Annotated in this window: 9 protein-coding genes; 3 read left to right on the forward strand and 6 right to left on the reverse strand. The window is 61.5% G+C overall.

The annotated features are described in order from the left end of the window. Window positions 1–334 precede the first annotated feature (334 nt). The 5 genes from K9N75_RS22005 to K9N75_RS22025 form a co-directional block, all read right to left on the reverse strand. Window positions 335–2,467 (reverse strand): site-2 protease family protein, encoded by a 2,133-nt coding sequence (locus K9N75_RS22005; protein ID WP_001192442.1) that lies wholly within the window; start codon window positions 2,465–2,467, stop codon window positions 335–337. A 1-nt stretch (window position 2,468) separates the two neighbouring features. Further along, window positions 2,469–3,818 carry an efflux RND transporter periplasmic adaptor subunit gene (locus K9N75_RS22010; protein WP_000020380.1) on the reverse strand — a complete coding sequence of 450 codons (1,350 nt, stop codon included), beginning with the start codon at window positions 3,816–3,818 and terminating at the stop codon, window positions 2,469–2,471. Next, on the reverse strand, window positions 3,815–4,696 hold the full coding sequence (locus tag K9N75_RS22015; protein ID WP_001549866.1) for an efflux RND transporter periplasmic adaptor subunit: 882 nt from the start codon (window positions 4,694–4,696) through the stop codon (window positions 3,815–3,817). The genes K9N75_RS22010 and K9N75_RS22015 overlap by 4 nt, the downstream gene beginning before the upstream one ends. A gap of 14 nt (window positions 4,697–4,710) precedes the next feature. Then, window positions 4,711–6,630, reverse strand: coding sequence for a TolC family protein (locus tag K9N75_RS22020; RefSeq protein ID WP_224452640.1), 1,920 nt, complete (start codon window positions 6,628–6,630; stop codon window positions 4,711–4,713). Window positions 6,631–6,706: 76 nt separating this feature from the next. Further along, the gene (locus K9N75_RS22025; protein ID WP_185922948.1) at window positions 6,707–20,110 is read right to left on the reverse strand and encodes a cadherin-like domain-containing protein; all 13,404 of its coding nucleotides are present in this window, start codon (window positions 20,108–20,110) and stop codon (window positions 6,707–6,709) included. A gap of 547 nt (window positions 20,111–20,657) precedes the next feature. On the opposite strand from K9N75_RS22025, the gene K9N75_RS22030 reads away from it, so the two are divergent. The 3 genes from K9N75_RS22030 to K9N75_RS22040 all read left to right on the forward strand — a co-directional run bounded on the left by K9N75_RS22030 (window position 20,658) and on the right by K9N75_RS22040 (window position 24,283). Next, the gene (locus K9N75_RS22030) at window positions 20,658–21,638 is read left to right on the forward strand and encodes an IS5-like element ISKpn26 family transposase (protein WP_000019445.1); all 981 of its coding nucleotides are present in this window, start codon (window positions 20,658–20,660) and stop codon (window positions 21,636–21,638) included. Window positions 21,639–21,761: 123 nt separating this feature from the next. After that, the gene (locus tag K9N75_RS22035) at window positions 21,762–23,420 is read left to right on the forward strand and encodes an ATP-dependent nuclease (protein WP_024193483.1); all 1,659 of its coding nucleotides are present in this window, start codon (window positions 21,762–21,764) and stop codon (window positions 23,418–23,420) included. A gap of 165 nt (window positions 23,421–23,585) precedes the next feature. Next, window positions 23,586–24,283, forward strand: a protein-coding gene (locus K9N75_RS22040; RefSeq protein WP_223283604.1) for an IS1-like element IS1B family transposase whose coding sequence is annotated in 2 segments (ribosomal slippage) — window positions 23,586–23,835 and window positions 23,835–24,283 — 699 coding nt in all. Because the reading frame shifts where the segments join, the coding sequence is not laid out codon by codon here. An 82-nt stretch (window positions 24,284–24,365) separates the two neighbouring features. On the opposite strand, the gene copM is transcribed toward K9N75_RS22040, so the two are convergent. Further along, the gene (copM, locus tag K9N75_RS22045; protein ID WP_001549799.1) at window positions 24,366–24,716 is read right to left on the reverse strand and encodes a CopM family metallochaperone; all 351 of its coding nucleotides are present in this window, start codon (window positions 24,714–24,716) and stop codon (window positions 24,366–24,368) included. Window positions 24,717–24,842 lie beyond the last annotated feature (126 nt).

The following is a 24,842-nucleotide window of genomic DNA, read 5'->3' on the forward strand; positions in this document are numbered from 1 at the left end:
TTCCGTCTGGCTGCCAGCATGGCGTTGGCACCTATCTCCGCCAGCCGCAGGGCGGCCTCGTGGCCGAAACAACTCGACATGCCAGTGATGACAATCGTGGCGTTTTGCAGACAATTTTTTGCATAACCACACCTCCGGAAACAGAAACCAACGAGTCTTGCGAGCATCAGCTGCACGCCTGCAAGTAATATAACCTCCGGGTCCAGTTGCAGAACACCGAACAGACTAACAAAACGTAGGTGCCAGTTTGCTCTGGCGAAACGGGGTTTAACCTAAAACCGCGGTGGGGAGAAAACCTGCGCCAGGCCAGGCGGCCTGGCGCGAAAATCGCACGCTAACCCTCTTTACCAAAGCCAGTTTGCTGGATAAGCATCAGCATAACGCTGTTGACCCAGCTGTGAGCCAGGCTCTGGCGGTCACTCGCCACGTCAACACGTACCAGTTGCTCTTTGCTGACCGGCGCGGCGGAGATGCCTTCGATCACTACCCGGTACCAGACGGCGGCGGGACGGAGTTCGTTGGCGGGCGCAACCGGGTTCAGCGCCACCGGGCCGCCGTGACTCTGCGCCAGCATCAGATTAGGCAGACGGCGGATGGCGTCGTGGTCGATGGTCACTACCGCGCCTGCGAGCGGCTGCCAGCGGCCCTGCTGATAAACCCGCGCCGTCGCGCCGTCGCGCAGGCGGGCCAGGTCGGTTTCGCTGACCAGCGCCTTCACGCGCCAGCGGTGGGTGTCGATCACGCTTGCGATGCGGGTGCCAGGCGAGACCCAACTGCCGGGGCGCAGGGTCTGCTCAACGTCATGCACCACGCCATCCTCCAGCGCCACCAGCTGGAGCCGCTGAAGCTCAACGGCGCTGGCCCGCTGTTGAATGGCGTACTGGCGCGCCATCTGGTCGGCGACCACCTGCTTCGCCGCGCCGTTTTTATCGAGCGCCATCGCGCCGCGGGCGCTGGTCTGCCACGCCTGGCTTAGCGCCAGCGCCTTATCCTGCTCGTCCGCCGGGACGGGGGCCACCAGTTCAAACAGCTTCTGGCCCGCCTTGACCTGCTGGCCTTCCTGCACCAGCACCTTGTCAAGCTGGGCGGCATAGGGCGTGTAAACCGGCTGCGCCACGCCCGCCTCCATCACGCCGTGCAGGGAGACCTGCCCGGACCAGGGCAGAAAGACCGAAAGCCCCAGCGCGAGTGCGACGGCGACAAGGCGCAGCAGGCGCGCCGGAGCGATTTCCCGGCGGCGCGCGCGCCAGATTTTGAGTTCGCGAAACATCGGTTGCACCACAAAAGTGACTATCTCAATAAAAAACAGCACCAGCCCGAGCGCCTTAAAAAAGGCGTTGTAGACCACCAGCGCGATGCCGACGAACAGCAGTAGCCGGTAAACCCAGGTGGCGAAGGCGAAAAGGGTGAGGAAGCGGGCAAAGGCGGGCGAGACGTTATCCGGGATCGGATCCTCAAGCCCCAGCAGGTGCCAGCGCAGCCAGCGCTTCGCCCAGTTGCCCGCCCGTTCGTGCAGGCCAGGGTAGTCCAGCGTATCGCTGAGAATAAAGTAGCCGTCAAAGCGCATAAACGGGCTGGCGTTCACCGCCACCGTCAGCACCCAGGCGGTGGTGGCGAGAAAGAACAGCGCGCCTTTAACGTTGCCTTCCGGCGCGAAGCTCCAGAACAGCGTCGCCCAGGCCGCCAGCATCAGCTCGGCCATAATGCCCGCGCTGGCGATGGAGAGCCGGTGGCGGGACTGCGACAGCTTCCAGCTCTCTCCGGTATCGGTGTAGGCCATCGGCCACATCACCAGCAGCGCCACCCCCATATGGCCGACGCGTACGCCGTAGCGGGTCGCCATAAAGGCGTGCCCCAGTTCGTGCCAGCATTTGGAGAGGATCAGCGCCACCGCGAAGGCCAGCGCCCCGTTCCAGCTCAGGGCGCCGTGCAGCGCGGCCTCGACGTTATCCCACTGGCGCGCGGCCAGAACGACGCCTGCCAGCGCGGCGACGGCGGTCAGCAGTAGAAACGGCGCGCTGAAAAGCCACTCCACCCACGGCAGCATGCGGCGCAGGGCTTTCTCCGGGCGCACCAGCGGCAGGCGGATAAACAGGTAGCCGTGCAGAATACGCCGCCAGAGCGAGCCGCGCGCTTTGAACGCGCCGCGGCGCAGCAGCTGTTGCTGCTGTAAAAAGCCCAGGAACTGCAACACATCCTGTTCGTCCACCGTCATGGTGGTCTCCTGGCTGATGCTGTCGGCAATCGCCTGCGGCGCGCCGAGCGGCCAGCGGCGCAGCATCTCCAGCTCCAGCCAGCCCAGGCGGAAATAGAGGTTGCGCACCGGGTCGGCCAGATGCCAGGCGGGCGAGCCGTCGCGGTTGTTGCCCGCCGGGTGAATTTTTAGCTCGTCGCGCAGCGGCGGCAGCGGCTGCGGCTGCGCAAGAGCTGTCCCGCCCGCAGGCGGGAGCGTCGCGGCTGTTTGCATATCAGAATCCACACCAGGCGCGCAGCGTCGCCAGCGGACGACGGAAAATCAGATAACCGAGCAGGCTCCAGTCGCCGGAGACGCGGGCCGTGCCCTGCAAGCCGATACGTGCGGCGCTGGACGGGTCGGTTACGGTGCCGCGCAGCAGGTAGCTCGCGACGCCGTTCGGCGCTTCCACCGTCTCGTAACCGGCGTAATCCAGCCGCGCGGTCAGCGGGTGCAGCGGGGCGACCTTAAGAAATACGGTCATCGCCGCGTGCGGGTTCAGGTTGGTGGATTCCGCCGCAGGCGCCCAGGCGCGCACGCCGAGCTTCGTCGGGTCCGCCAGCAGGCCGATGCGCTCGCCGGTCTGTACCGGACGGCCCGCCCAGTCGTCCGGGTCGGTGTAGACAAACACGCCGCTGCTGCGGGCGCGGATCGACAGCTTCTCCAGCTCGCGCTGCAACGAGGCAACCTGCACCTTTTGCTCGCGCCATTTGCCTTCGGTCAGAGCCAGTTCCGCACGGGCGTTCGGGTCTTCAATCGCCTGCTGAGACGCCTGATGCATATTGACGGTGGCGGTCGCCAGCTCCGCCTGAGCAATGGCGAGACGGTTTTTTAGAGTCGTATCATCCAGCTCCGCCAGCACCTGTCCGGCCACGACCGACGTGTTCGGCGGCACCTTCATCTGGTGAATCACCCCGTCGCTCGGCGCGGCGATCACTTCGCTGTTAAGCGAAATCACCTCGGCGGGCACCAGCGTGTATTCCCGAATCGGGATCAGCATAACCAGCAGCAGAAGCAGCAACACGAGACCCGCGCGTCGGCGCACCGTGGCGGGCAGCAGCCGTTGCAGGCGAGAAGGCCGCGCCACCAGCGCCCACCAGGCGTAGCCGTACAGGTTCGCCAGCTGGAGCAGGGCGTATTCGGGGCTTTCGACGCCAAGCTGCGTCGGCCACGGGGTATCGCGGGCCAGCAGCAGCAGGGCGTGCAGCTTGCCGTCCGGGCCGGTCAGCGCCAGCACCCAGACGTGGCCCGGCAGCCATTCGTCCCACTCGCGCGCCAGCGACTCGCTCAGCATTTCCGGCGACAGCGGCATCACGCGGGCAGTTTCCGGCAGCGCGGCGCAGCGCGGCGCGATGTCGCAGGCAACGGCGGCAAGCCACAGCGCGTAGGGGGTATTGCGGTCGGTGTCGCTCAGGCCGGAGTGCGCCGCAAGCTGGGCGCGCCCGGTGGCGGAAACGGCGAGCAGCGCCGCCTGGCGATACTCCACCAGCGAGCGGGTATCGTTACATATCACAAAACCCAGCTCTTCGGGGCTGCGCGCCGCTTTCACGCGCGCCGCGAGAGAATAGAACAGGGCGATGCTCACGAGTTGGTCGTCCCGCTCTGGCACTGCGCCGCCGCTTTCGGGCAGACTGGCGTCGCGCGGCCGCTCATGCCGGGCAGTACGTCCTGGGCGTCGCTGCCAAATTCCGCTTCAATCTCAATCGTCTGGCTCACGGCGTCCACGCGGCCGCTGATGTGGGTGACGGTCATCGGGTAATGCTTGCCGGTTTCACCCACCACCGCGTCAAGCTGCGCGCCGGGCGCAAGCCAGGTGGTCCAGCCTGACGGCACGTTGAGGCGCGCCTTGCGGGTGCCGTTGCTTACAAGATCGATAACCTGCGCGCCTGCGCCGACGCCCTGGCCCTCTTTGACGTAAATACGCGCCACGCGGCCGTCGAACGGCGCGGTAAAGCGGCACTGCGCCAGCTGCGCTTCAAAGATTTTGATCTGGCTGCGGGTGCGGTTCACGTCGGCGGCGGCAAGGCCAACCTCCAGCGCGCCTGCGGAATGCAGACCCTGCAATTTCGCCTTCGCTTCATATTTGATCTGCGCGGCGCTGTACTCGGCGTCTGCCGCGTCGCGACGGGCTTTCAGCTCGCTACAGTCCAGCGTCACCAGCAGTTTGCCTGCCTTGACCGTATCGCCCAGCTCAACGTTGACCTGCGACACGCGCCCGGCCACCACGCTTGATAGCGGGCTTTCCTGGTTGGCCATCACCAGAAAACGCACCGGCGCGGCGCCGTTGTCGGCGGTGGCGTCAGGCGCGCTCTCAGGCGCTGCGGCAACGGCCGCATCCGGCGTTGCGACTGCCCCCGCCGCAGCGGGGGTTGGGTCGGCGGCGAAGGCGCTGGCGCACAGCGCCAGGCCCGTCAGCAGCATGAGCGCGCGGACGCTGCGCCAGCCTTCGTTCACGTTGTTCATACCTGTTCCTGTTATTAAGGGTTACTTGCCGTCATCACGCCGGTGTCGCCTGCCGCTTTATGCAGGTCGGACACCACGGAGAGCGCGGCGGCTTCTGCCAGCGCGCTGACCGAACGGGTGTTGACGTCATTCGGCAGATAGCTGGTGTATTTCTGGTAGGCGACCTGCGCGCCCTGGGCGTTATAGACCGCCATTTCCCACACGCCGCGCTGCGAGCCTGACGCGCGTTCAAGGTTGAGGTTCATTTGCAGTTTCACGCTGTCGGCGCCGTTGCCCTGCACCAGCTGGTTGGCGGCCAGCACATGGGTGACCGACTGATAAATCGCGCTCTTGTTGACGCCCGCTGGCAGGCGGCCCAGGGTGACGCTGACCGGATGGCGGGAAACTACCGCGTCGGCGCTCTGGGTGAAGACCTGCTTCTCGCCCGCCACCAGGCTCTGGTTGATTTCACGCGACAGGGTCGGCAGATCGCTGCTGGTCACCTTTTCCGGCAGCAGGTCGATGCCTACCGAGTTCAGCACGCGGCCATAGGCGGACTGCGCCTGCGCGTAGGAGGCGGCTTCCTGGAAGCGGGAGACGATGGAGCGCGCCTTGGTGCGCAGGGATTCCAGGTCGCTTGAGAGCGAGTTGTCGGAACCGGCGCGGGAGATGCTCGCCAGACGCTGGTCGACGCGGGCGGACTCCTGGGCTATCTGGTAGTCGTACACCGCGAGCTTGTAGCGCTCAACCGAGACGCGCACCTGAGTCAGCACCGCCATGCTCAGCGCCATACGGCGGGCATTGTCGGTGGCCAGGCGCGCGTCGTTGGTGCGGCTGATGGCCGGCGCGCTCAGCAGCTTGAACAGGTTCATGGAAACGCCCACGCCGCCCTGCACCCAGCTGTTGTTGTAGAGGTAGCTGTTGGAGTCGTAGCTGATGCCGCCGAACAGATTCAGGTTCGGGAACAGCGAGGCGATCTGGCGTTTGGTTTCCAGCACGTCGATGCGGGTTTTGTAATCTTCTTCACGCAGCTCTGGGCGGCGTTCCAGCGCCATCTGCTCAAACGTATCAAGCTGGCTTGGCACGCCGGAAAGCGCCGGATTGGCGACGTCCTGTAAGGTGAAGTCGGTGGTGGACGGCAGGTTCAGCAGGGCGGCCAGCTCGCTTTTCGCCATCTGCATCTCCTGGCGCTTCTGGTTCAGCAGCGCCACCGCGTCGAGCAGGGCGCGCTGGTACTCCAGGCCCTCGACCGGCGGCAGAATGCCTGCGCGCTCCGCTTCGCGGGTTTTCTCAAGCGCGGTCTGGATCTCTTCGGCCAGCGGCTGCGCTTCGCTCAGCAGACGCTGTGCGCCCAGCGCGCGCCAGTACGCGTCGCGCACCTCCTGGACAATATTCTGCAATACCTTGCGGCGACGCTCTTCGGCGATGTTGACGTTATCCGCCTGCTGCTTCGCGCGGTAGTAGCTCATGCCGAAATCGAGCACGTCCCAGGAGAAGGTGGCGTCGGCCAGCAGGTGCTCGCGCTCTTCAGAGGTGGACGGACGCAGGCTGACGACCCGGTCTTCGATACCGACGCTGGTGCCGCCGGAATCGTTGTCGCGCCAGCGGTAGCCGGCATCGGTCATCAACTTCGGCAGCATATCCTGCTGGGAGATATCCAGGATGCCGCGCGACAGGGCGGTTTCCATCATCTTCAGGCGGTAGTCGAGGTTGTATTTCAGCGCGCGGGCCATGGCGTCTGACAGGGTCAGCGGACCAGAGACCGGCTGCTGGTCGCGGTACATGGCGGCGCGGTCGGCGCTGACGCGCGCGCCGATTTCATCCTGGGTCAGCGGTTCAGGTTTAATGGTGCCGCAACCGCTTAACAGCAGCGCGGAAACCAGTGCGGCGACAGGGGCGAGCAGAGGCGCAGAACGTACGGCAGTCGGGGTTACGGCAGTTAAAGTCGTCATCATTGTTATGCTTAAAGTGTTGAGTTAACAATCCGGCGGCGCGGCGCCGCCGGTGTAAAAGGTTTTTGGAGTTGCGCGATTAACGATGCGGTGTGGCGCCTCCCACGGTGACCGGTTCCGGCGCGGCGACGCGGTTACGGGCCAGCGCGTCGACCTGCGCCGCCAGTGACGGCGCGCCTGGTCGGGCGGCGGCTTGCGGCACGATCACCACGCCCGGCGCGGCGGCGTGAACCTGCTTCGCATCAGGGGTTTTCTCGCCGCGCTCCTGCTGCACGGTGGTTCTTTCGTTGATGCGCTCGTTAAGCGGCGGACGTTCCGGCGCGTTTTCCAGCACGGGCGCAGGCTGTACGGATTTATTCAGCGAGAAGTGGCTGAAGTGATCGCCCAGCAGCTGCGAACCGATACCGGTGGCGGCGAAGGTGTTCACCACGCTGCGTTGCAGCGTGGTGTTTACCCAGCGGGTAAAGAGAATGCCGTCTTCCAGCACCGGCGTGCCGTTGTCATTCATGCCGCGGCCCAGCTCGGTAATTTTGCGGTTCAGCTCCACCTTGCGAGAGAACTGGTCGCTGTACAAGCCGTAGATTGCGGGCAGGATAAACAGACCCGGCGAATACGGCTGATCGAGCGACAGCTCGTAGTTGGTGTAGTAGCTCGGGAAGTGCTGATCGCCTGTGCGTACCGACTGCGGCGGCGTCACGCCGTGAATAACGATGGTCAGCTGCGCCTGGCTGGTATTGCCGTCGGCGTCGGTAATGGTGTAAGTGAACACCTCGCTCAGGGTGGCGTTGGCGTCCAGCGACGCCACGCGGCTGTTGCTGCGGTTCAGCACATAGCTGTAGTTGCCGCGGGCGTCGAGCGTCAGGGCGCCGAACTCGCCCAGGCTTACGCCGCCGACCGCGCCCGCGCGGTTGAGGTTCACGGAGGAAATCGCGCTCACCGGGCCGCCCGCCGCGGCGCCGTCTGCGCCGATAGCGTCGTTGCTAAAGACGTTGCCCGACGCCGCCTGCTGGCCGCGATCCTGGTCGATGCTGTTGTCGTCCGCTGCCGCGACCGGCGCGTCGTTGAGAATATTGACGCGCAGCAGGCCCGGCGCGCGGGTCTGCTGGCCGTTGACGGAGAACCGAATCTCTTCGCGGGTGGTGGATTCGCCCGGCTGGTTAACCGCCTGGGTCAGCGTGAAGCGGTATTGCAGCGTCGCGCGGCCTTCGCCGTCCACCTGGAAACCGGTGAGCGACAGCACGCCGTCCGGCGTTGCGATATCCACTGGCGCCTGGGCGCTCAGCGCCTGGAGCTGCGCAAGCGTCAGGGTCTGGCCGCCAATGGTCAGGCTTTCCACCGGCTCCAGCGACAGTACGGCCATCGCGCCCGTGGTGGTTTGCGCGCCGCTGGCCGTATCGACCAGACCTGCCTCTTTCACCCACGCCTCGGCTACGGGGTTCACCAGCAGGCGCAGTTCGCCCGTGGCGGTGCCGCCGTCGTTGCCGTCGCTCAGGGTGTAGTTCAACACTGGCGTAAAGCCGGACCAGCCGCTTGCCGGGGTAAACAGATAGCTGCCGTCGCGGTTAACCACCAGCGTGCCCTGGCCCGGGATCGTAATGATGTCCCCCGGCGCGTAGGTCGCGCCGCCGACGGTGATCTCCGCCACGTGCAGCGGGTCGCTGTCCGCGTCGCGGTCGTTGGTCAGCAGATTGCCGCTGACCGGCGTTTCCGGCAGGGTGCTCGCTTTATCCGCCACCGCGACCGGCGGGGTGTTGGTGACCTCAAGCGTGACCTGGGCGGTTTCGGTGACGCCGCCGCTGGTGACGGTATAGGTGAAGGTGTCCTGGCCGACGTAGCCCGCGTTTGGCGTATAAACCAGCTGCCCGTTTTCAATAGCGACGGAGCCGTGCGCGCCCTGGGTCACGCCGGTAATGGCCTGGTCCGGGTTAACGAAGCGGTCGTTGCCGAGCGCGTCAACGGTGACCGGGTCGCCTGCATGGGTGGTGGCGCGGTCATCTTTCACATCCACGACCGGCGTAACGGTGATAACGAGCAACGCGGTAGCGGTGCCGCCGTCGTTGCCGTCGCTGACCGTATAGGTCACCACCGGCGCCGTGCCGTTCCAGTCGGCGACTGGCGTGAAGCGGTAGCTGCCGTCGCGGTTAACGGTCAGCGCGCCGACGCCCGCCAGCTGGACGGTGTCGCCCGGCTGAGCAGTCTGGCCGCCGACGGTAAAGCCCGCAATGTGCAGCGGGTCGCCGTCCGGGTCGCGGTCGTTGGTCAGCAGTTCGCCGCCAATAGCGGTGTCTTCCGGCGTGGTGACGATTTCACCGTCGGCCACCGGCACGGTATTGGTCATCACGACGCTCACGGCGGCGGTTTCGGTGACGCCGCCGCTGGTGACGGTATAGGTGAAGGTGTCCTGGCCGACGTAGCCCGCGTTTGGCGTATAAACCAGCTGCCCGTTTTCAATAGCGACGGAGCCGTGCGCGCCCTGGGTCACGCCGGTAATGGCCTGGTCCGGGTTAACGAAGCGGTCGTTGCCGATCGCATCAATCGTCACCGGCACGCCTGCGTGGGTGGTGGCGCTGTCATCTTTCACGTCCGCTACCGGGGTGACGGTGATGGCGAGCGTCGCGGTAGCGGTGCCGCCGTCGTTGCCGTCGCTGACCGTGTAGGTTACTACTGGCGCCGTGCCGTTCCAGTCGGCCACCGGCGTAAAGCGGTAGCCGCCGTTGCGCTCAATGGTCAGCTCGCCGACGCCCGGGAGCCGCGCGGTATCGCCCGGCTGATAAGTCTGGCCGCCGACGGTGAAGCCCGCGATAAACAGCGGATCGCCGTCCGCGTCACGGTCGTTGAGCAGCAGGTCGCCGCGCGCCTCGTAATCTTCCGGCGAAGCCACTGTCTCGCCCGTTGCGACCGGCACGCTGTTGGTCAGGGTGACGGTGACGTTGGCGGTTTCGCGAACGCCGCCGCTCTCCACGGTGTAGGTGAAGGTATCCTGGCCGACATAGCCTGCCACAGGACGATAAACCAGCTGGCCGTTTTCAATGGTCACCGAGCCGTGCTGGCCCTGATCCACATCGATAATCGCTTTGTCGGCATTGCTGAAACTGTCGTTATGCAGTGCATCGATAGTGACCGCAACACCCGCATGGGTGCTGGCCGTATCGTCCTTCGCGTCCGCCACCGGCGTTACGCTAAAGGCGAGCGTGGCGGTGGAGACGCCGCCGTCTTTGCCGTCGCTGATGGTGTAGGTCGCGGCAGGCGGCACGCCGTTCCAGTCGGCCACTGGCACAAAGGTGAAGCTGCCGTCGGCGCGGATCGTCAAATCGCCATAGCCTGCCAGCGTCGCGGTGTCGCCCGCGAGGTAGCGGGTGCCGCCGACGGTAAACTCCGTCACGGCGAGGGCGTCGCCATCGTCATCGTGGGCGTTAGTCAGCAGGTTCTGCGCCGCAGTGCTGTTAAGCGTGGTGTCTTCCGGCGTGGAAATCGTCGGTACGCTGGTCAGACGCGGCGCCACGTTGGTGACGTCCACGGTAACGGTCGCGGTTTCGGTTTTGCCGCCGCTGGTGACGGTGTAGTCGAAGGTGTCGCTGCCGACATAGCCCGCGTTCGGGCGGTAGACGAGCGTGTTGTTCTCAATCGTCACCGTGCCGTGGGCGGCAGCGGTGACGCCGGTAATCGTCTGGTCGCTGTTGCTGAAGCTGTCGTTGTCGAGCGCGTCGATCACCACCGGCACATCGGCATGGGTGCTGACGCTGTCGTTGACCGCATCCGCGATCGGGTTGACGGTAAGTAAGAGCGTCGCCACGCTAAATCCGCCGTTGCCGTCGCTTACCTGGTAAAGGATCGGCTGCACGGCGCCGTTCCAGTCGGCGACTGGCACAAAGGTATAGCTGCCGTCGGCGTTAATGGTCAGGTCGCCCATGCCTGCAAGCGTCGCGGTCTGGCCCGCCGCGTAAATCTGCGTACCGGTACTGAACTGCGTGATGGCAAGAGCATCATTGTCATCATCGCTGTCGTTAGCCAGCAACCCGGTGGCGGCGCTGCGCGTCAGGGTAGTGTCTTCCGCAGTCCACGTAAAATCATCGTGCGCCACCGGCGCAATGTTGGCGATGGTGACATTAACGGTCGCGGTTTCCGTTACGCCGCCGCTGGTGACGGTATAGGTAAAGCTGTCAGTGCCGTTAAAGCCCGCGTTCGGGGTATAGCGCACCTTGCCGTTTTCAATCGCCACCGAGCCGTTATTGCCCTGGGTGACGGCGGTAACGGCTTTGTCGCTGTTGCTGAATCTGTCGTTCGCCAGCACGTCGATGACTTTCGCCACGCCCGCGTGGGTGGTGGCGTTGTCGTCAACGGCGTCAGGGATCGCATTGTACTGAATGGTGAGCGTCGATGTGACGCTGCCGTTATCCCGGCCGTCCGTTGCCGTGTAGGTCACCACCGGTACGTTGCCGTTCCAGTCAGCCACCGGAATAAACGTCACGCTGCCGTCAGAAGTAATAGTCAGGCTTCCGTACCCCGCCAGATTGGCCGTCTCGCCTGCCTGCCAGGTGGTACCGTTGACGGTAAAATCGGTCACCGTCAGGGTGTCGCCGTCGGCGTCGCTGCTGGTATCTAATAAAAGGCCAGGGATACCGATCGGCGAGTCTTCACCGTTAATCGCTGTCCAGTGGGGCAGCGTCGGCGCGCTGTTGGTCAACGTCAGATAAACCGTGGCGGTCTCCTCGATACCGCCGCTGGTGACGGTATAGGTGAAGCTGTCGTTGCCGACGTAGCCGCTGGTCGGGGTGTAAACCACCTGGCCGTTGCTGATGCTAACCGTACCGTGCGCGCCGTCGGTGACGCCGGTAATCGCTTTGTCGCCGTTGGTGAAGCCGTCGTTGGTCAGGACATCGACCGTGACCGGGGCGCCCGCATGGGCTGTCCGGCTGTCGTCATGGGCGTCCTGCACCGGCGTGACGGTAATATCGAGGGCGGCGGTTTGCACGCCGTTGTCGCGCCCGTCGGTGACCTCATAAGTGACCTGCGGCACGCTGCCGTTCCAGTCGGCGACCGGAACAAAGGTATAGCTGCCGTCGGCGTTGATGGTCAGCGCGCCATAGCCCGCAAGCGTCGCGGTCTGGCCTGCGGCCCACGTCGTTGCGCCCACCGTAAATGCGCTGACTTTCAGCGTATCGCCGTCCGGGTCGCTGGCGCCGTTCAGCAGATTCTGCAAAGCCGTGCTGGTCAGCGTCTGGTCTTCCGCTGTGCTGGCGGTTTTGCCGACAACCCCGGTCGGCGCACCGTTCGTTAACGTTACGGTGACGTTCGCGGTTTCGGTTTTGCCGCCGCTGGTAACGGTATAAGTGAAACTATCGGTGCCGACATAGCCGTCGTTCAGGGTGTAAACCACCTTGCCGTTGCTGACGGTTACCGTACCGTGCGCGCCGTTGGTGGTGGCGGTAATGGCTTTGTCGCTGTTGGCGAAGCTGTCGTTATTAAAGACATCAATCACCAGCGGGTCGCGCCCGTGGCCGGTCTGGCTGTCGTTAAACGCATCCTGCACCGGCGTAACGGAGATATCGAGCGTCGAGGTGACGTCGCCGTTGGTGCGACCGTCGGTGATGGTGTAGGTCACCTGCGGCACGTTGCCGTTCCAGTCGGCGACCGGAACAAAGGTATAGCTGCCGTCGGCGTTGAGGGTCAGCGCGCCGTAGCCCGCAAGCGTGGCGGTCTGGCCGGCGGCCCAGGTGGTATTGCCCACCGTAAACGATTTCACCGTCAGCGCGTCGCCGTTCAGGTCGCTGGCGCCCGTCAGCAGATTTTCGCCGTTGGTAAGCGTTGTGTCTTCCGCCGTGCTGCCGGTTTTAGCCAGGCCGACCTGCGGCGCGTCGTTGACCAGAGTGAGGGTGACCGTCGCGGTTTCGGTTTTGCCGCCGCTGGTGACGGTATAGGTGAAGGTATCGGTGCCGACATAGCCGCTGGTCGGCGTGTAAATCACCTGGCCGTTGCTGATGCTAACCGTACCGTAAGCGCCGTTGGTCTTGCCGGTAATCGCTTTATCGCCGTTGCTGAATTTATCGTTGGCGAAAACGTCGATGGTCACCGGCGTACCCGCGTGGGTCGTCAGGCTGTCGTCAAAGGCGTCTTTTACCGGCGTGACGGTTATCTTCAACTGCGCCGTGGTCGCGCCGTTGGTGCGGCCATCAACCACCCGGTAGGTCACCGTCGGCACCGTACCGTTCCAGTCGGCGACCGGGACAAAAGTATAGCTGCCGTCGGCGTTGATGGTCAGTTTGCCATACCCGGTGAGGTCGGCGGTCTGGCCTGCGGTAAACACCGTGCCGACGCCGCTGACGGAGTAGTTAAGAATGCTCAGCGTATCGCCATCAGGGTCGGAATCGTTCAGCAGCAGGTTTTGCGCGGCGGAGCTGGTCAGCGTCGTATCTTCCGGCGTGCTGACGTTTTCACCCTGGGTGACCGGGGCGGCGTTATTCATCTGAATCGTGACCGTCGCGGTTTCGGTCACGCCGCCGCTGGTGACGGTATAGGTGAACGTATCGCTGCCGACGTAGCTCGTGGTGTTAGGGGTATAAATCACCTTGCCGTTGTCGATAACCACGGAACCATAAACGCCCTGGGTGACCGCCGTGATCGCTTTATCGCTGTTGCTGAAGCTGTCGTTGCCCAGCACGTCGATGGTTTTCGCCTCGCCCGAATGGGTGGCGGCGGTGTCGCTCACCGCGTCCGCCACCGCTGTAATGCTCATGCTGATGCTCTGCGCCGTGCTCCAGTGGCTGGTCTGGCCGCTGTTGAAGGCGCTTTGCAGATCCTGCGTGCTGCCCGCGGCGCTGACGCCGGTATCGGCGGAACTGGTGCTGTCGGAGACGCGCACCGTCAGGCCGCCCGGCACCGCGCCGTTGTAGTCGGCCAGCGGCACAAAGCGCAGCTGGGTCGAGTCGAGCAGCACCAGCGCGTTGGTTTCGCTGTAGCTTGTGCCAAGCGCAGTCCAGGTCGTGCCGTTGGTAGAGTACTCCCAGTGGCCGAGGCTTGCGTCGGTGGTGTTGCCGACGATCGCCACATAGCCGATAGCGCCGCTGGCGTTGCCGCCGATAGCGCCGCTGGCGTTGCCGCCGTCAGCAATTCCCGTCTGGTTGTCGGCGGCGTCGCTGTAGCTGCCAAGAATAGAGGTCAGCGTTTTGCCAACTGGCGTATCTTCCTGCATGGTCAGCGGCGTCGCGCTAATCGTCGGACGGTCGTTGACGTTAGTGACGCTGGTTGAGAGGGTGACCATCGCTGCGCTATAGCGTGAACTACTGCCGTTGGTTGCCGTTGATACAGTCTGGCCGCTGGTCAGCGACCCTGTCGTTGCGGTGGTGTCGCCGTTGTTGTTGGTTTCCACCAGACGTACTTTCAAGGCAGCAGGCGTCCCGAAGAAGTCAGCGGCAGGTACAAAGCGGACTTTGGCCGTTGCATCCAGCAGCAGGGCGTTGGCGTCGGTGCGGCTGCCAATGGCAGCCCAGGTCGTGCCGCCATCGGTGGAGTATTGCCATTCGCCCTGCGCGCTGTTGACTGACAGGTTAGTGATAGCCACGCCCCAGAAACTGTCAGCGCTGGTGCCGCCGGTTGCCGTAATGGACGCATTGTTGACCTGATCGTTCGGGTCCGAGAAGTTACCGGCAAACAGGTTGGCAATGGTGTCGCCGGTAATCGCTGCGGCGCTGGTGTCTTCGCTCACCGGGGCCAGCGTCTGGGTAGCGCCGACCAGCACGACCGGGGCATCGTTCGACGGTTTCACGGTCACGCTAAAGGTACGGGTGGTGACCAGCGCGGCGGAGGTGTCATCGGCGTAGCTGATGTCGCCCGGGTTCGCGTTCGGGTTATTGCTGTCGCCGGTAAGCGTGGTCGGGCGGCTGCCGTGGTTGGCGTTATCGTTCACCACTACGGTGACGTTAAAGGTGCCGTTCCAGTCGGCGGCGGTGACGCCCGCGTTGGTCGGCAGGTTCACCGTCAGGTTAGCGAGGCGGCTGTTGATCTGCGAAAGCGTGCCGGTAAGTGTGAAGCTGGTGGTGTTGACGCCGCCCGCATCAACGGTGCCGCCCGTCCCGCCAATCGTTTTAAAGGTAAAGCCGCCCGGCAGAGTGACCGTCACCGTCAGGCTGGCGCTGTCGGCGTCCGGGTCCGCCACGGTAATGGCGGGCAGGGCGACGGTCGTTGAGCCTTCGTTGACTGACTTGTCCGTCACCGTGATGGTCGCCGGATCGTTGACGTCGCTTGTGAAGACGCTGCGCCATGCGGTACTGACGTTCTGGCTCAGGCCGGAAGGCAGCGCGCCGTAAGGGTCGATAGCCGTGGTCGGCACCGCCGCGACGCCGGTGACGGCATCGTTCTGGCCGCCGTTGGCGCTGTTGGCGCTTGTCAGGTTGCCAGAGGCGTCGCGCAGGCGATCGTCGGCAATCACTTCCACACGCCAGGCGTTATCGGCGTTCGACAGGGCGGAGCCGGTCATGGCGACGGTCAGCGCCGCCAGGTACGCGTTCACCTGGCTCAGCGTGCCGCGGATCACCAGTGCGGACTCGCTGCCGTTATAGACGCTGTCAATCGTCACGCCGGACGTTGTGTTGCCGGAGCTAATGGTGATGTCGGATACGCCGGCGTTACTGTACTGCGCGGCGGTCATCGGCACGCCGCTGGCGTCGGTGATGCGCACCGTCACCTGCATAAAATCGGTTTCGCCGTCGGCGATATTGCCGCCGTCGGTGTAATCCGGGTCGGAAATCACAAAGCCGCCGACTTTGGTGCCGTCGACTACCGCCGGATCGCTGTTGAGGTAAACCGTACCGCCCGTTGCAGAGACAACCGGCGCGTCGTTCACCGGCACAATGGTGAGGTTCAGCGTCTGGTCGGCCGGGTCGGCCTGCACGGTGTCGCCGATATGCGAGTCGCCGTCGTCCAGATGCAGGGTGATGGTGACATCGCCCGCCGCTGCGCCGTTCAGGTCGTGGTTGACGTTGGCGCCGCTCTGCCAGGTGAGGCCGAGCGCCGCGTCGTTCAGCAGCGCTTCAATGTCGCTGGCGCGACCGGTCAGCGTCAGCGTGCCGGAGTTGTCGCCGGAAATCGTAACCGGCTGGCTGCCGGCGGCGCTGGCGGTGGCGCTGGTGTTCACGTCCGCGCCGCCGATGCCGAGGGTGCCGGACGGCGCGGTGATGGTGACGGTCACCGGCGTGCCGAAGGCGGCGGATTCGGTGTCCTGCACCACGATATTGCCGCCGATAAAGCTTGCCTGATCTTCATAAACGGTACGGTCCAGGTTGGTCACGGTCAGCGTGCCCGGATCGTTGATTTCCGAGGCGCGAATGGTGACGGACGCCGCGCTCAGGTTGCCGCTTTTTTCCGGTACGGAGGCGCTGTACCAGTTGTACTCGGTGGCGTCGACGGCGGTGGCCGCCGCGCCTCTGCCAGGCGTCGCGGGCTGGTTCAGCGTGCCGCCGTTAGCGCCTGCCGTCAGCGTGCCGCTTGCGTCGCGCAGGCGGTCATCGGCGATAGTCTGCACCTGATAGGTGGCGTTGCGGTCGGTTCTGAAGGTCACCGTCAGGCCCGCCAGCGCCGCGTTCACCTGGGCGCGGGTGCCGCTCAAGACCAGATAGTCGTGCTGGCCGCCGTGGGCGGTAGAGATCGTCGCGCCGCTGCCGGTCGCGTAACCCAGGGTCACGTCGCTGTATTCGCTGGCCACGAAGGCGCTGCCGTCCGCATGCAGCAGACGCACGGTCACCTGCAAATAATCGCTCTCGCCATCGGTCACGCCGTCTGTCAGATCCCCATCTTTGACCGAGAAGCCCGGCAGGGCGTTGCTCGTCGCCGTGGCGCTGGCGATGTTCTTGATGCCCGACGGCGCGGTCACTTCCGGCGCGTCGTCGGTCGGGCGGGTGTAGATCCAGAACGCGTTGCCGGTCTGCTCTTTGTCGCCGTCAGAAATCGTGAAGGTGAACTTATCGTCCGGGGTGGCGGGTTCGCTGTTGCCGCTGCCTTCGGTGCCGTCGTTCAGGTAGTAAATGTACCCGTTCGCCACATCCTGCTGGGTGAAGGAGGAGCCTTTGCCGATGGGGCTGAAGTTCACACCATCTTTGGAATAGGCCAGGGTGCCGTGGGTCGGCGCGCCGGTGATGGTGTACTGCACCTGCATTGAGCTGCTGTCGGAATCGTAGGCTTGCAGCATGGCGCTGGTTATCTGGCCATAGCTTCCTTCGGTGACGTACAGCGGGTTGTTGACTGGCGTGCCGCCAATCAGGTTCGGCGAGCCTGCGGTCACCGTCGGGTCGGCCTGGGTCGGGTCTTTGGCGATCTGCGGCGCGTCGTTGACGTTAGTTATCTGGATTTTCACCGTCGCGTCGCTGGCGGAGGTGGCGCCCCAGCGGTCGGTGGCCGATACGGTAAAGGTGGTGGAGCGCACTTCCGAGCCGTCGCTGACGAAGCGCAGCCCGGTGGTCGAGGCGCTGGCGGTAAGCAGCGAGGCGTTGAGCGTCTGGCCGACGGTAACGTCAACCCACTGCGAGCCGTTGTAGTATTGCAGCGTGCCGCCGTCCGGCAGCGTTTTGATGGTGAACTTCAGGGCGTTGGCGTCGGTCGCGTCGTTGTTATAGGCATAGTTGTTGGCGCTGGCGCTGCCGTCTTTGATCGTCGCGCTCTCTTCCAGCCCGTTGCTGCTGTTGGCGTCGTCCGGGTCGCTTATCGCTATCTGGCCGGTGGTCAGGTAAGCGGTTTCGCCTTCGGCGGTTACGGTGGAGGAGGGGCCGGTTACCACCGGCAGATCGTTCACTGGCGTGACGTAGATGTTCAGCGTCGGCGTCCAGATATCGGTCACCGGGTTGCCGTTAGCATCGAGCTTGGTCAGCCCCGCCGAGACAGAGAACGCCGCGGCGTAGACAAAGGTCTCTCCGCCGTCGTGCTGGAAGCGAATATTGCCGCTGTCGAGGTCGGCCTGCGTAAAGGTGGCGTATTCGCCGAGCGTCACCCAGCTGCCGCCGACATTTTTTTGCAGCTCGCCGCCCGTTGCGCCGTTCGAGAAACCAAGGAAGGTATAGACCACCTGCGAGGCGTCCACGCCCGTGGCGGTGTAGCTCAGGCCCGGCACGCTGGAGAAGTCGCCGCTGGTGCCGTTCAGTACGAGGATGCCGCCTTCTTCCACTTCGCCGCGGGCGTAGCCAGAGGTGAAGTCCACGCCCGCCCAGGTGGAATCGCGGTTGGTAATGGTGGTGACGCGATCCGGAATCGTGCCGGGACCGCCGCCCGTGACCACCGCAAGGCCGATGGTAAAGGTAAAGCTGGTCAGCGTTTCGGTGCCCGGCGTGTACACGCCGCCGATGCGGCTGTAGGTCGTGCCGTCGGCGTTCCAGCGCAGCGCAGCGGTGTTGTCCACCACCACAAAGTTGAAGCTGTCGGTGTCACCCGATGCGCTGGCGCTGGCGTACTGCACGTACTGCACTTTGCCGTCGACGATATCCTGCATGGTGAAGGTGCCGCCGTTTTGCAGGCGGTAGCCGTCCAGCGTCAGGTAACCGTGGGTGAGCTTGCTGTCGTCAACGATAAAGCTGAGGTGGTTATCGGTGGAATCCACGTCGCTTGCGCCGATCATCGCAGACGTAAGGGTGACGGCGTTCGCCAGATCGTCCACCTGCGCGTGCAGCGTTACGTTGTCCAGAGTCGGGTCGTCATCCACCGGGCGCACGGTCAGGGTAATGGTGCCGTCGGTGCTGGCCGGCACGCCGGTGCCGCCGCCCTGGTCGGTGACGCGTACGCCAAAGCTGTCGGTGCCCTGGTTTTCACTGCCGTCGTTAGCATAGGTCAGCAGATTGCGATCGGCATAGTCAAAGGTCTGGCCGACGGTGACGGCGACGCCGTTAAACCAGAGCGTGCCGTGGGTCGGCAGGGCGGTAATGGTGAGAGTCAGCGTTGTGTCGCCCGGATCGCCGCCGCCGTCCGCCTCTATATACTGGCCGACGTTGCCGGTGTTGACCGCATTGTTGGGCTGGCCTTCAAAGACCACGCCGCTGCCGCTAAGGGTCGGCGCCTGGTTCTGCGGGGTAATGTTCAGCGTGACGTGGACGGTATCGGACTGCGCCTTCGGCGTCGCGCCGTCGTTGATGACCGCCGTAAAGCCGTCGGCGGCGTTCTGGTCTGCGCCCGTGGCGGTGTGGACATACTTCACCTTGCCGTCGATCAAATCCTGCTGGGTAAAGATAGAGCCGACGCCCATCCGGTCGCCGTTCAGCGTCAGATAGCCATACTGCGGCAGGTCGGTCAGACCATAGACAATCTGCACGGGCTGCTGGGTGCCCGCCGTTACTTCCGCATCGATGGCGTTAAGGGTCACGGTGGTGATGACGCTGCCGCCCGATTCGATCTCCGGCACGTTCTGGGTGGCGTCGGCCACGCTTACCGGGTCGTTCGACGGGGTCACGGTCACATCGATGGATTTGCTGGTGCTGACGCCCGCGCTGTCGCGCACCGTGACGTCCAGCTTGCCGCTGGCGCCGGTGTTGCCAAGCTCGACGTCAGCGGAGGTAAAGGTGATGCTGTTAAGCCAGGCCTGCGCTTCGCTGGCAGTGCCGGTCATGGTCAGCGAAGCGTTGCTGGTCTGGCTGTCGCTGAGTTTGCCGATGGCGCTGTTGCTCAGGCTCACCGTGACTATGACGGTTTCGCTGGCGTCCGTGGTGCTGACCTGCCAGCCGCTGAGCGTGGCGGTATCGGCGCCTGCGGCGTTAAGGCTGCTCGGCTCGGCGACGGTGATGCCTTTTTCCGGCGCGGTGACTTCCGGCCCGGCCAGCAGGCCGTCGTAATCAAAGGCGAAGGTTTTCGCTTCAATGCTGCCGGTATGGTTTTCCAGCACCCAGTCGCCGGAAAGCGCCGCGCTGCCGGTCATGTCGCTGGAGGCCGCCACGTCCGCCTGAGTCAGTTCGGCGAAGCGGGTGATAAAGGCGTTATCCTGGGCGGAGACGTCGCAGCCGTAAAGCAGGATGTCGCCGCTGTCGCTAAGGCTCGCGCCGATAGCGCTGAGCTGTGAAGACCACGCCGAGAGGTTGTCCGCCGTCAGCACATCGGTGCCAAGCGTAATGGCGTCGGACGCGCCGTGGCTCAGAATATGAATGGCGGAAATATTGGTTTTGCCTTTCAGCGCGTCGGCAAGCTGGCTCAGACCCGAGCTGTTTTCATCGATAATCACCACCTGGCTGCCCTGCGGCACCTGGTCCACCAGCGACTGCCAGCCGGAGATATGCTGGTCTATTACATAGACTTCGCTGGCGGCGCTGCCCGGTTTTTCGCTTGCGGCGTCGGCTGTGGCGGCGTGGGGAATATCCAGCGCCTTCGCGGGTTCGGTGGCGCTTTCATGGTGCACCAGATCGCTTGCCGATGCCTCATGGATGGCGGTTTCAGCCAGAGCGGCTCCATCAAAAAGCTGGCGAGACTCAAGAGCAAAACGATGCGCACGCGGACGTAAACGACGGTTCTTTATTGTAGTCATAGGTTTACTGCTCTTAAAAAATAGAGTGACTGGATAAATATTCTGAGTTCAGCGTTGCCAGGAGCGTACACCATGTCGCCAGGCCAGAGGAGGGCAAACAGGGGATATATTCATCGAAATTATCGAATGGACGCTTAGCGCTCGAAGAATAAATAAATCTTAAAGGACAAACAAGACAGCGCCCTGCCAGCCCTGAAAAAACCAATACGACGAAAGGCTTAACCGTAAGCAAAATTTTATAATTAATTTCATTAGCTTAGCATTTGAATACTTTTAAAACAACTCGCTTTTAGTAACAATTAAGCAACGCTGAAAACCGAAAAGGTAAAGCAAAAGTTCGGCGCATTAGAATTAAATACTAACTTCATGAAAAATTCAGGTTATTATTTTATTAATTCCCGTTACCGCATTAGTGAATTATGATTTTTTATAAATTGCGCAAAAAAAAGAGCAAAATCTGCTTGGCCTCTCAATATTAGGGAAGGTGCGAACAAGTTCCTGATATGAGATCATCATATTCATCCGGAGCGCATCCCAGAGGGACATCATGAGCCATCAACTCACCTTCGCCGATAGTGAATTCAGCACTAAGCGCCGTCAGACCCGAAAAGAGATTTTCCTCTCCCGCATGGAGCAGATTCTGCCATGGCAGAATATGACCGCTGTCATCGAGCCGTTTTATCCCAAGGCGGGCAATGGCCGACGGCCCTATCCGCTGGAGACCATGCTGCGTATTCACTGCATGCAGCATTGGTACAACCTGAGCGACGGTGCCATGGAAGATGCCCTGTACGAAATCGCCTCCATGCGCCTGTTTGCCCGATTATCCCTGGATAGCGCCCTGCCGGATCGCACCACCATCATGAATTTCCGCCACCTGCTCGAGCAGCATCAACTGGCCCGTCAATTGTTCAAGACCATCAATCGCTGGCTGGCCGAAGCAGGCGTCATGATGACCCAAGGCACTTTGGTGGATGCCACCATCATTGAGGCACCCAGCTCTACCAAGAACAAAGAGCAGCAACGCGATCCGGAGATGCATCAGACCAAGAAAGGCAATCAGTGGCACTTTGGCATGAAGGCCCACATTGGTGTCGATGCCAAGAGTGGCCTGACCCACAGCCTAGTCACCACCGCGGCCAACGAGCATGACCTCAATCAGCTGGGTAATCTGCTTCATGGAGAGGAGCAATTTGTCTCAGCCGATGCCGGCTACCAAGGAGCGCCACAGCGCGAGGAGCTGGCCGAGGTGGATGTGGACTGGCTGATCGCCGAGCGTCCCGGCAAGGTAAAAACCTTGAAGCAGCATCCGCGCAAGAACAAAACGGCCATCAACATCGAATACATGAAAGCCAGCATCCGTGCCAGGGTGGAGCACCCGTTTCGCATCATCAAGCGGCAGTTCGGCTTCGTGAAAGCCAGATACAAGGGGCTGCTGAAAAACGATAACCAACTGGCGATGTTATTCACCCTGGCCAACCTGTTTCGGGTGGACCAAATGATACGTCAGTGGGAGAGATCTCAGTAAAAACCGGAAATAACGCCAGAAATGGTGGAAAAAATAGCCTAAATAGGCTGATTCGATGTGTTTGCGGGAAAAAAATCGGCCCAGATCCGCGAAATTTTAATCAGCGAGTCAGCTTGGGAAGAAATGACCTGCTTATTCGCACCTTCCCTAAGAGAAGGGGACGGCCGTTTTGAAATAGCCTGTGAATTTGATGACCTGCCCGATTTTATCATGATCGACGACAGGGTGCAGACCACGCTCGCCTCAGAACATCTGCTGAATGAGGACGGCAATTTTGAAATCGTCAAAACGTTTAAAGCAACGACCTCAGGAAAACCGGAGCAGACCTGCATCCGCTGCATCCACCCGGATGAGGAGCCCCTGAGAAATTTACTGGGCATGAAAATTTCTGAGCTCAAGGCGGTGGGAAAAGAAGTTGAAAAAAATGTGGCGGATAAACGCACTGCATCGTTATGGCGTCAGGCCATCAGGGAAGCCGCAGCCCCCTATACCTGTTCGGAAATTATGCTGGATGTCGATAAAGAGTTCGGAACCGACACAAAATCATTATGGGGTAAGATCCTCGATTTGCTGCCCACGTATGCGATTTTCAAAGCCGACAGGGAAAGCAGCGACGGGGATTCCGAAGCTAAAAACCCCTTACAGCAGGCCGTAAAAGACGCTCAGGCTGCGCTGCAGGACAAAATTACAGCGCTGGAAAATGAGATTCAGGACAGCGCCCTGGATGTCGCACAGAGAACGCTGGATAAATTACGTGAAATGGCCCCCGAACTCGCCAGTGAACTGACTCCACGATTTAAGGAGAAACCCAAGTGGACCTTCAATTTCACCCTGGACGGGGAAAATGGCATCCCCATCAATAAGCGCGGCAGCGGGATAAGGAGGCTTATCCTGTTGAATTTTTTTCGGGCTGAGGCTGAAAAGAATGTCGCGGGGACGCCCAGAAATGTGATTTATGCCATAGAGGAGCCTGAAACGTCACAGCATCCGAACTATCAGATGATGCTGATGAAAGCGTTACTGGCACTGGCAGGCCAGCCGCACCGTCAGATTATCGTCACCACCCATGTCCCGGCGCTGGCCGGATTAATCCCTGTCGAAGGCGTACGTTATGTTACCCGAAATGAGGCGGGTGAACCCGTAGTAAAAATGCCGGATGACGCAGTGCTGAAGGAAGCCACTGAAAGCCTGGGGGTGCTGCCAGAGACCGGTATGGAAAGGGCGCAGGGGATTGTTCTGGTAGAGGGAAAGTCGGATGTTACTTTCCTGAGGCATGCGGCCAGTTCATTAAAACAGTCAGGTGCGCTGCCAGCCTCTCTGGAGGACGTGAAAATAGTGCCAGTCCTCATAGGAGGGTGTGGTAGCGTCAAACACTGGGTTACATTGAATCTGGCCAAAGATCTGGGGCTTCCCTGGTGCGTATTTCTGGACTCCGATATTGGGGGAGACCCTGCACAGGTTCTGTCCATCCAGAAGCGTAAAAAAGAAGTAGAGGAGGCCGGTAAGGTATTTTTCGCTACGCGCAAACGTGAGATAGAAAACTATCTGTGCCCGGATCTTATCGAGGAAATTACTGGTGTAGCCGTCACGTTTACGGACACCTGTGACGCTAAAAAAATAATCGGCCGGGCTGTGGGAATGAAACCCGATAATGTACTAGATAAATTCTGGCCTCAGATGACATCAGAAAGAATCATCTCAAGATCAACCTATCATGACGGAACGCAGGAGAGAAGCGAGCTGGTTGAGATCCTGAGCGACATTGTATCCATGACGAGATAATGTATTAAATAAGCATCTCAGGTGCATATATTCCGGTCCTCAACAAAGGACCGGAGTACAGAGTAGTAAAAACCCGCAATTAATCGGGTTTGAATTATATAAAGATTAACGGTGATGCTGCCAACTTACTGATTTAGTGTATGATGGTGTTTTTGAGGTGCTCCAGTGGCTTCTGTTTCTATCAGCTGTCCCTCCTGTTCAGCTACTGACGGGGGGGTGCGTAACGGCAAAAGCACTGCCGGACATCAGCGCTATCTCTGCTCTCACTGCCGTAAAACATGGCAACTGCAGTTCACTTACACCGCTTCTCAACCCGGTACGCACCAGAAAATCATTGATATGGCCATGAATGGCGTTGGATGCCGGGCAACCGCCCGCATTATGGGCGTTGGCCTCAACACGATTTTCCGCCATTTAAAAAACTCAGGCCGCAGTCGGTAACCTCGCGCATACAGCCGGGCAGTGACGTCATCGTCTGCGCGGAAATGGACGAACAGTGGGGCTATGTCGGGGCTAAATCGCGCCAGCGCTGGCTGTTTTACGCGTATGACAGGCTCCGGAAGACGGTTGTTGCGCACGTATTCGGTGAACGCACTATGGCGACGCTGGGGCGTCTTATGAGCCTGCTGTCACCCTTTGACGTGGTGATATGGATGACGGATGGCTGGCCGCTGTATGAATCCCGCCTGAAGGGAAAGCTGCACGTAATCAGCAAGCGATATACGCAGCGAATTGAGCGGCATAACCTGAATCTGAGGCAGCACCTGGCACGGCTGGGACGGAAGTCGCTGTCGTTCTCAAAATCGGTGGAGCTGCATGACAAAGTCATCGGGCATTATCTGAACATAAAACACTATCAATAAGTTGGAGTCATTACCAAGATTAACCGACTCCCGCGCCCAGGAACGATGTAAAATCACGCTTGTCGTGACATTTCTACAATGTTTACTTTTGACTATCAAGCCATTTATTCATCTGCTCAATTTCACCTTTTTGAGCTTTAATGATGTCCTGCGCGAGCTTTCTCATTTTCGGATCTTTTCCGTATTTGAGCTCGGTCTCAGCCATTGCTATTGCCCCTTCATGGTGCGCTACCATGCCTTTCGCAAAAGCCTTGTCGGGATCGGGCTCATTTACGGCAGCCATCATTTTGTCATGCATGTCTTTCATGCCAGCCATATATTCCTGTGACGAAGCCGAGGTAGACATATCAGTCATTTTCATTTCTGAATGTTCTGCTGAAATCGCTGGCAGGGATAACATTAATACTGCAAATAAAGTGTTTCTGGCTTTCATAAAAAATATCCTTTTAGCGTTGATGCCCGTTAACTGTAGCAGAATCTGATAAAAATGCCGCCTGTAGGGGGCAAAGATGTTGCCATATATCCGGTTACGGAAAAATCTATCAAGGAAATAAGGACA

It is taken from the genome of Hafnia paralvei, assembly GCF_020150375.1.
Lineage (GTDB): Bacteria > Pseudomonadota > Gammaproteobacteria > Enterobacterales > Enterobacteriaceae > Hafnia > Hafnia paralvei.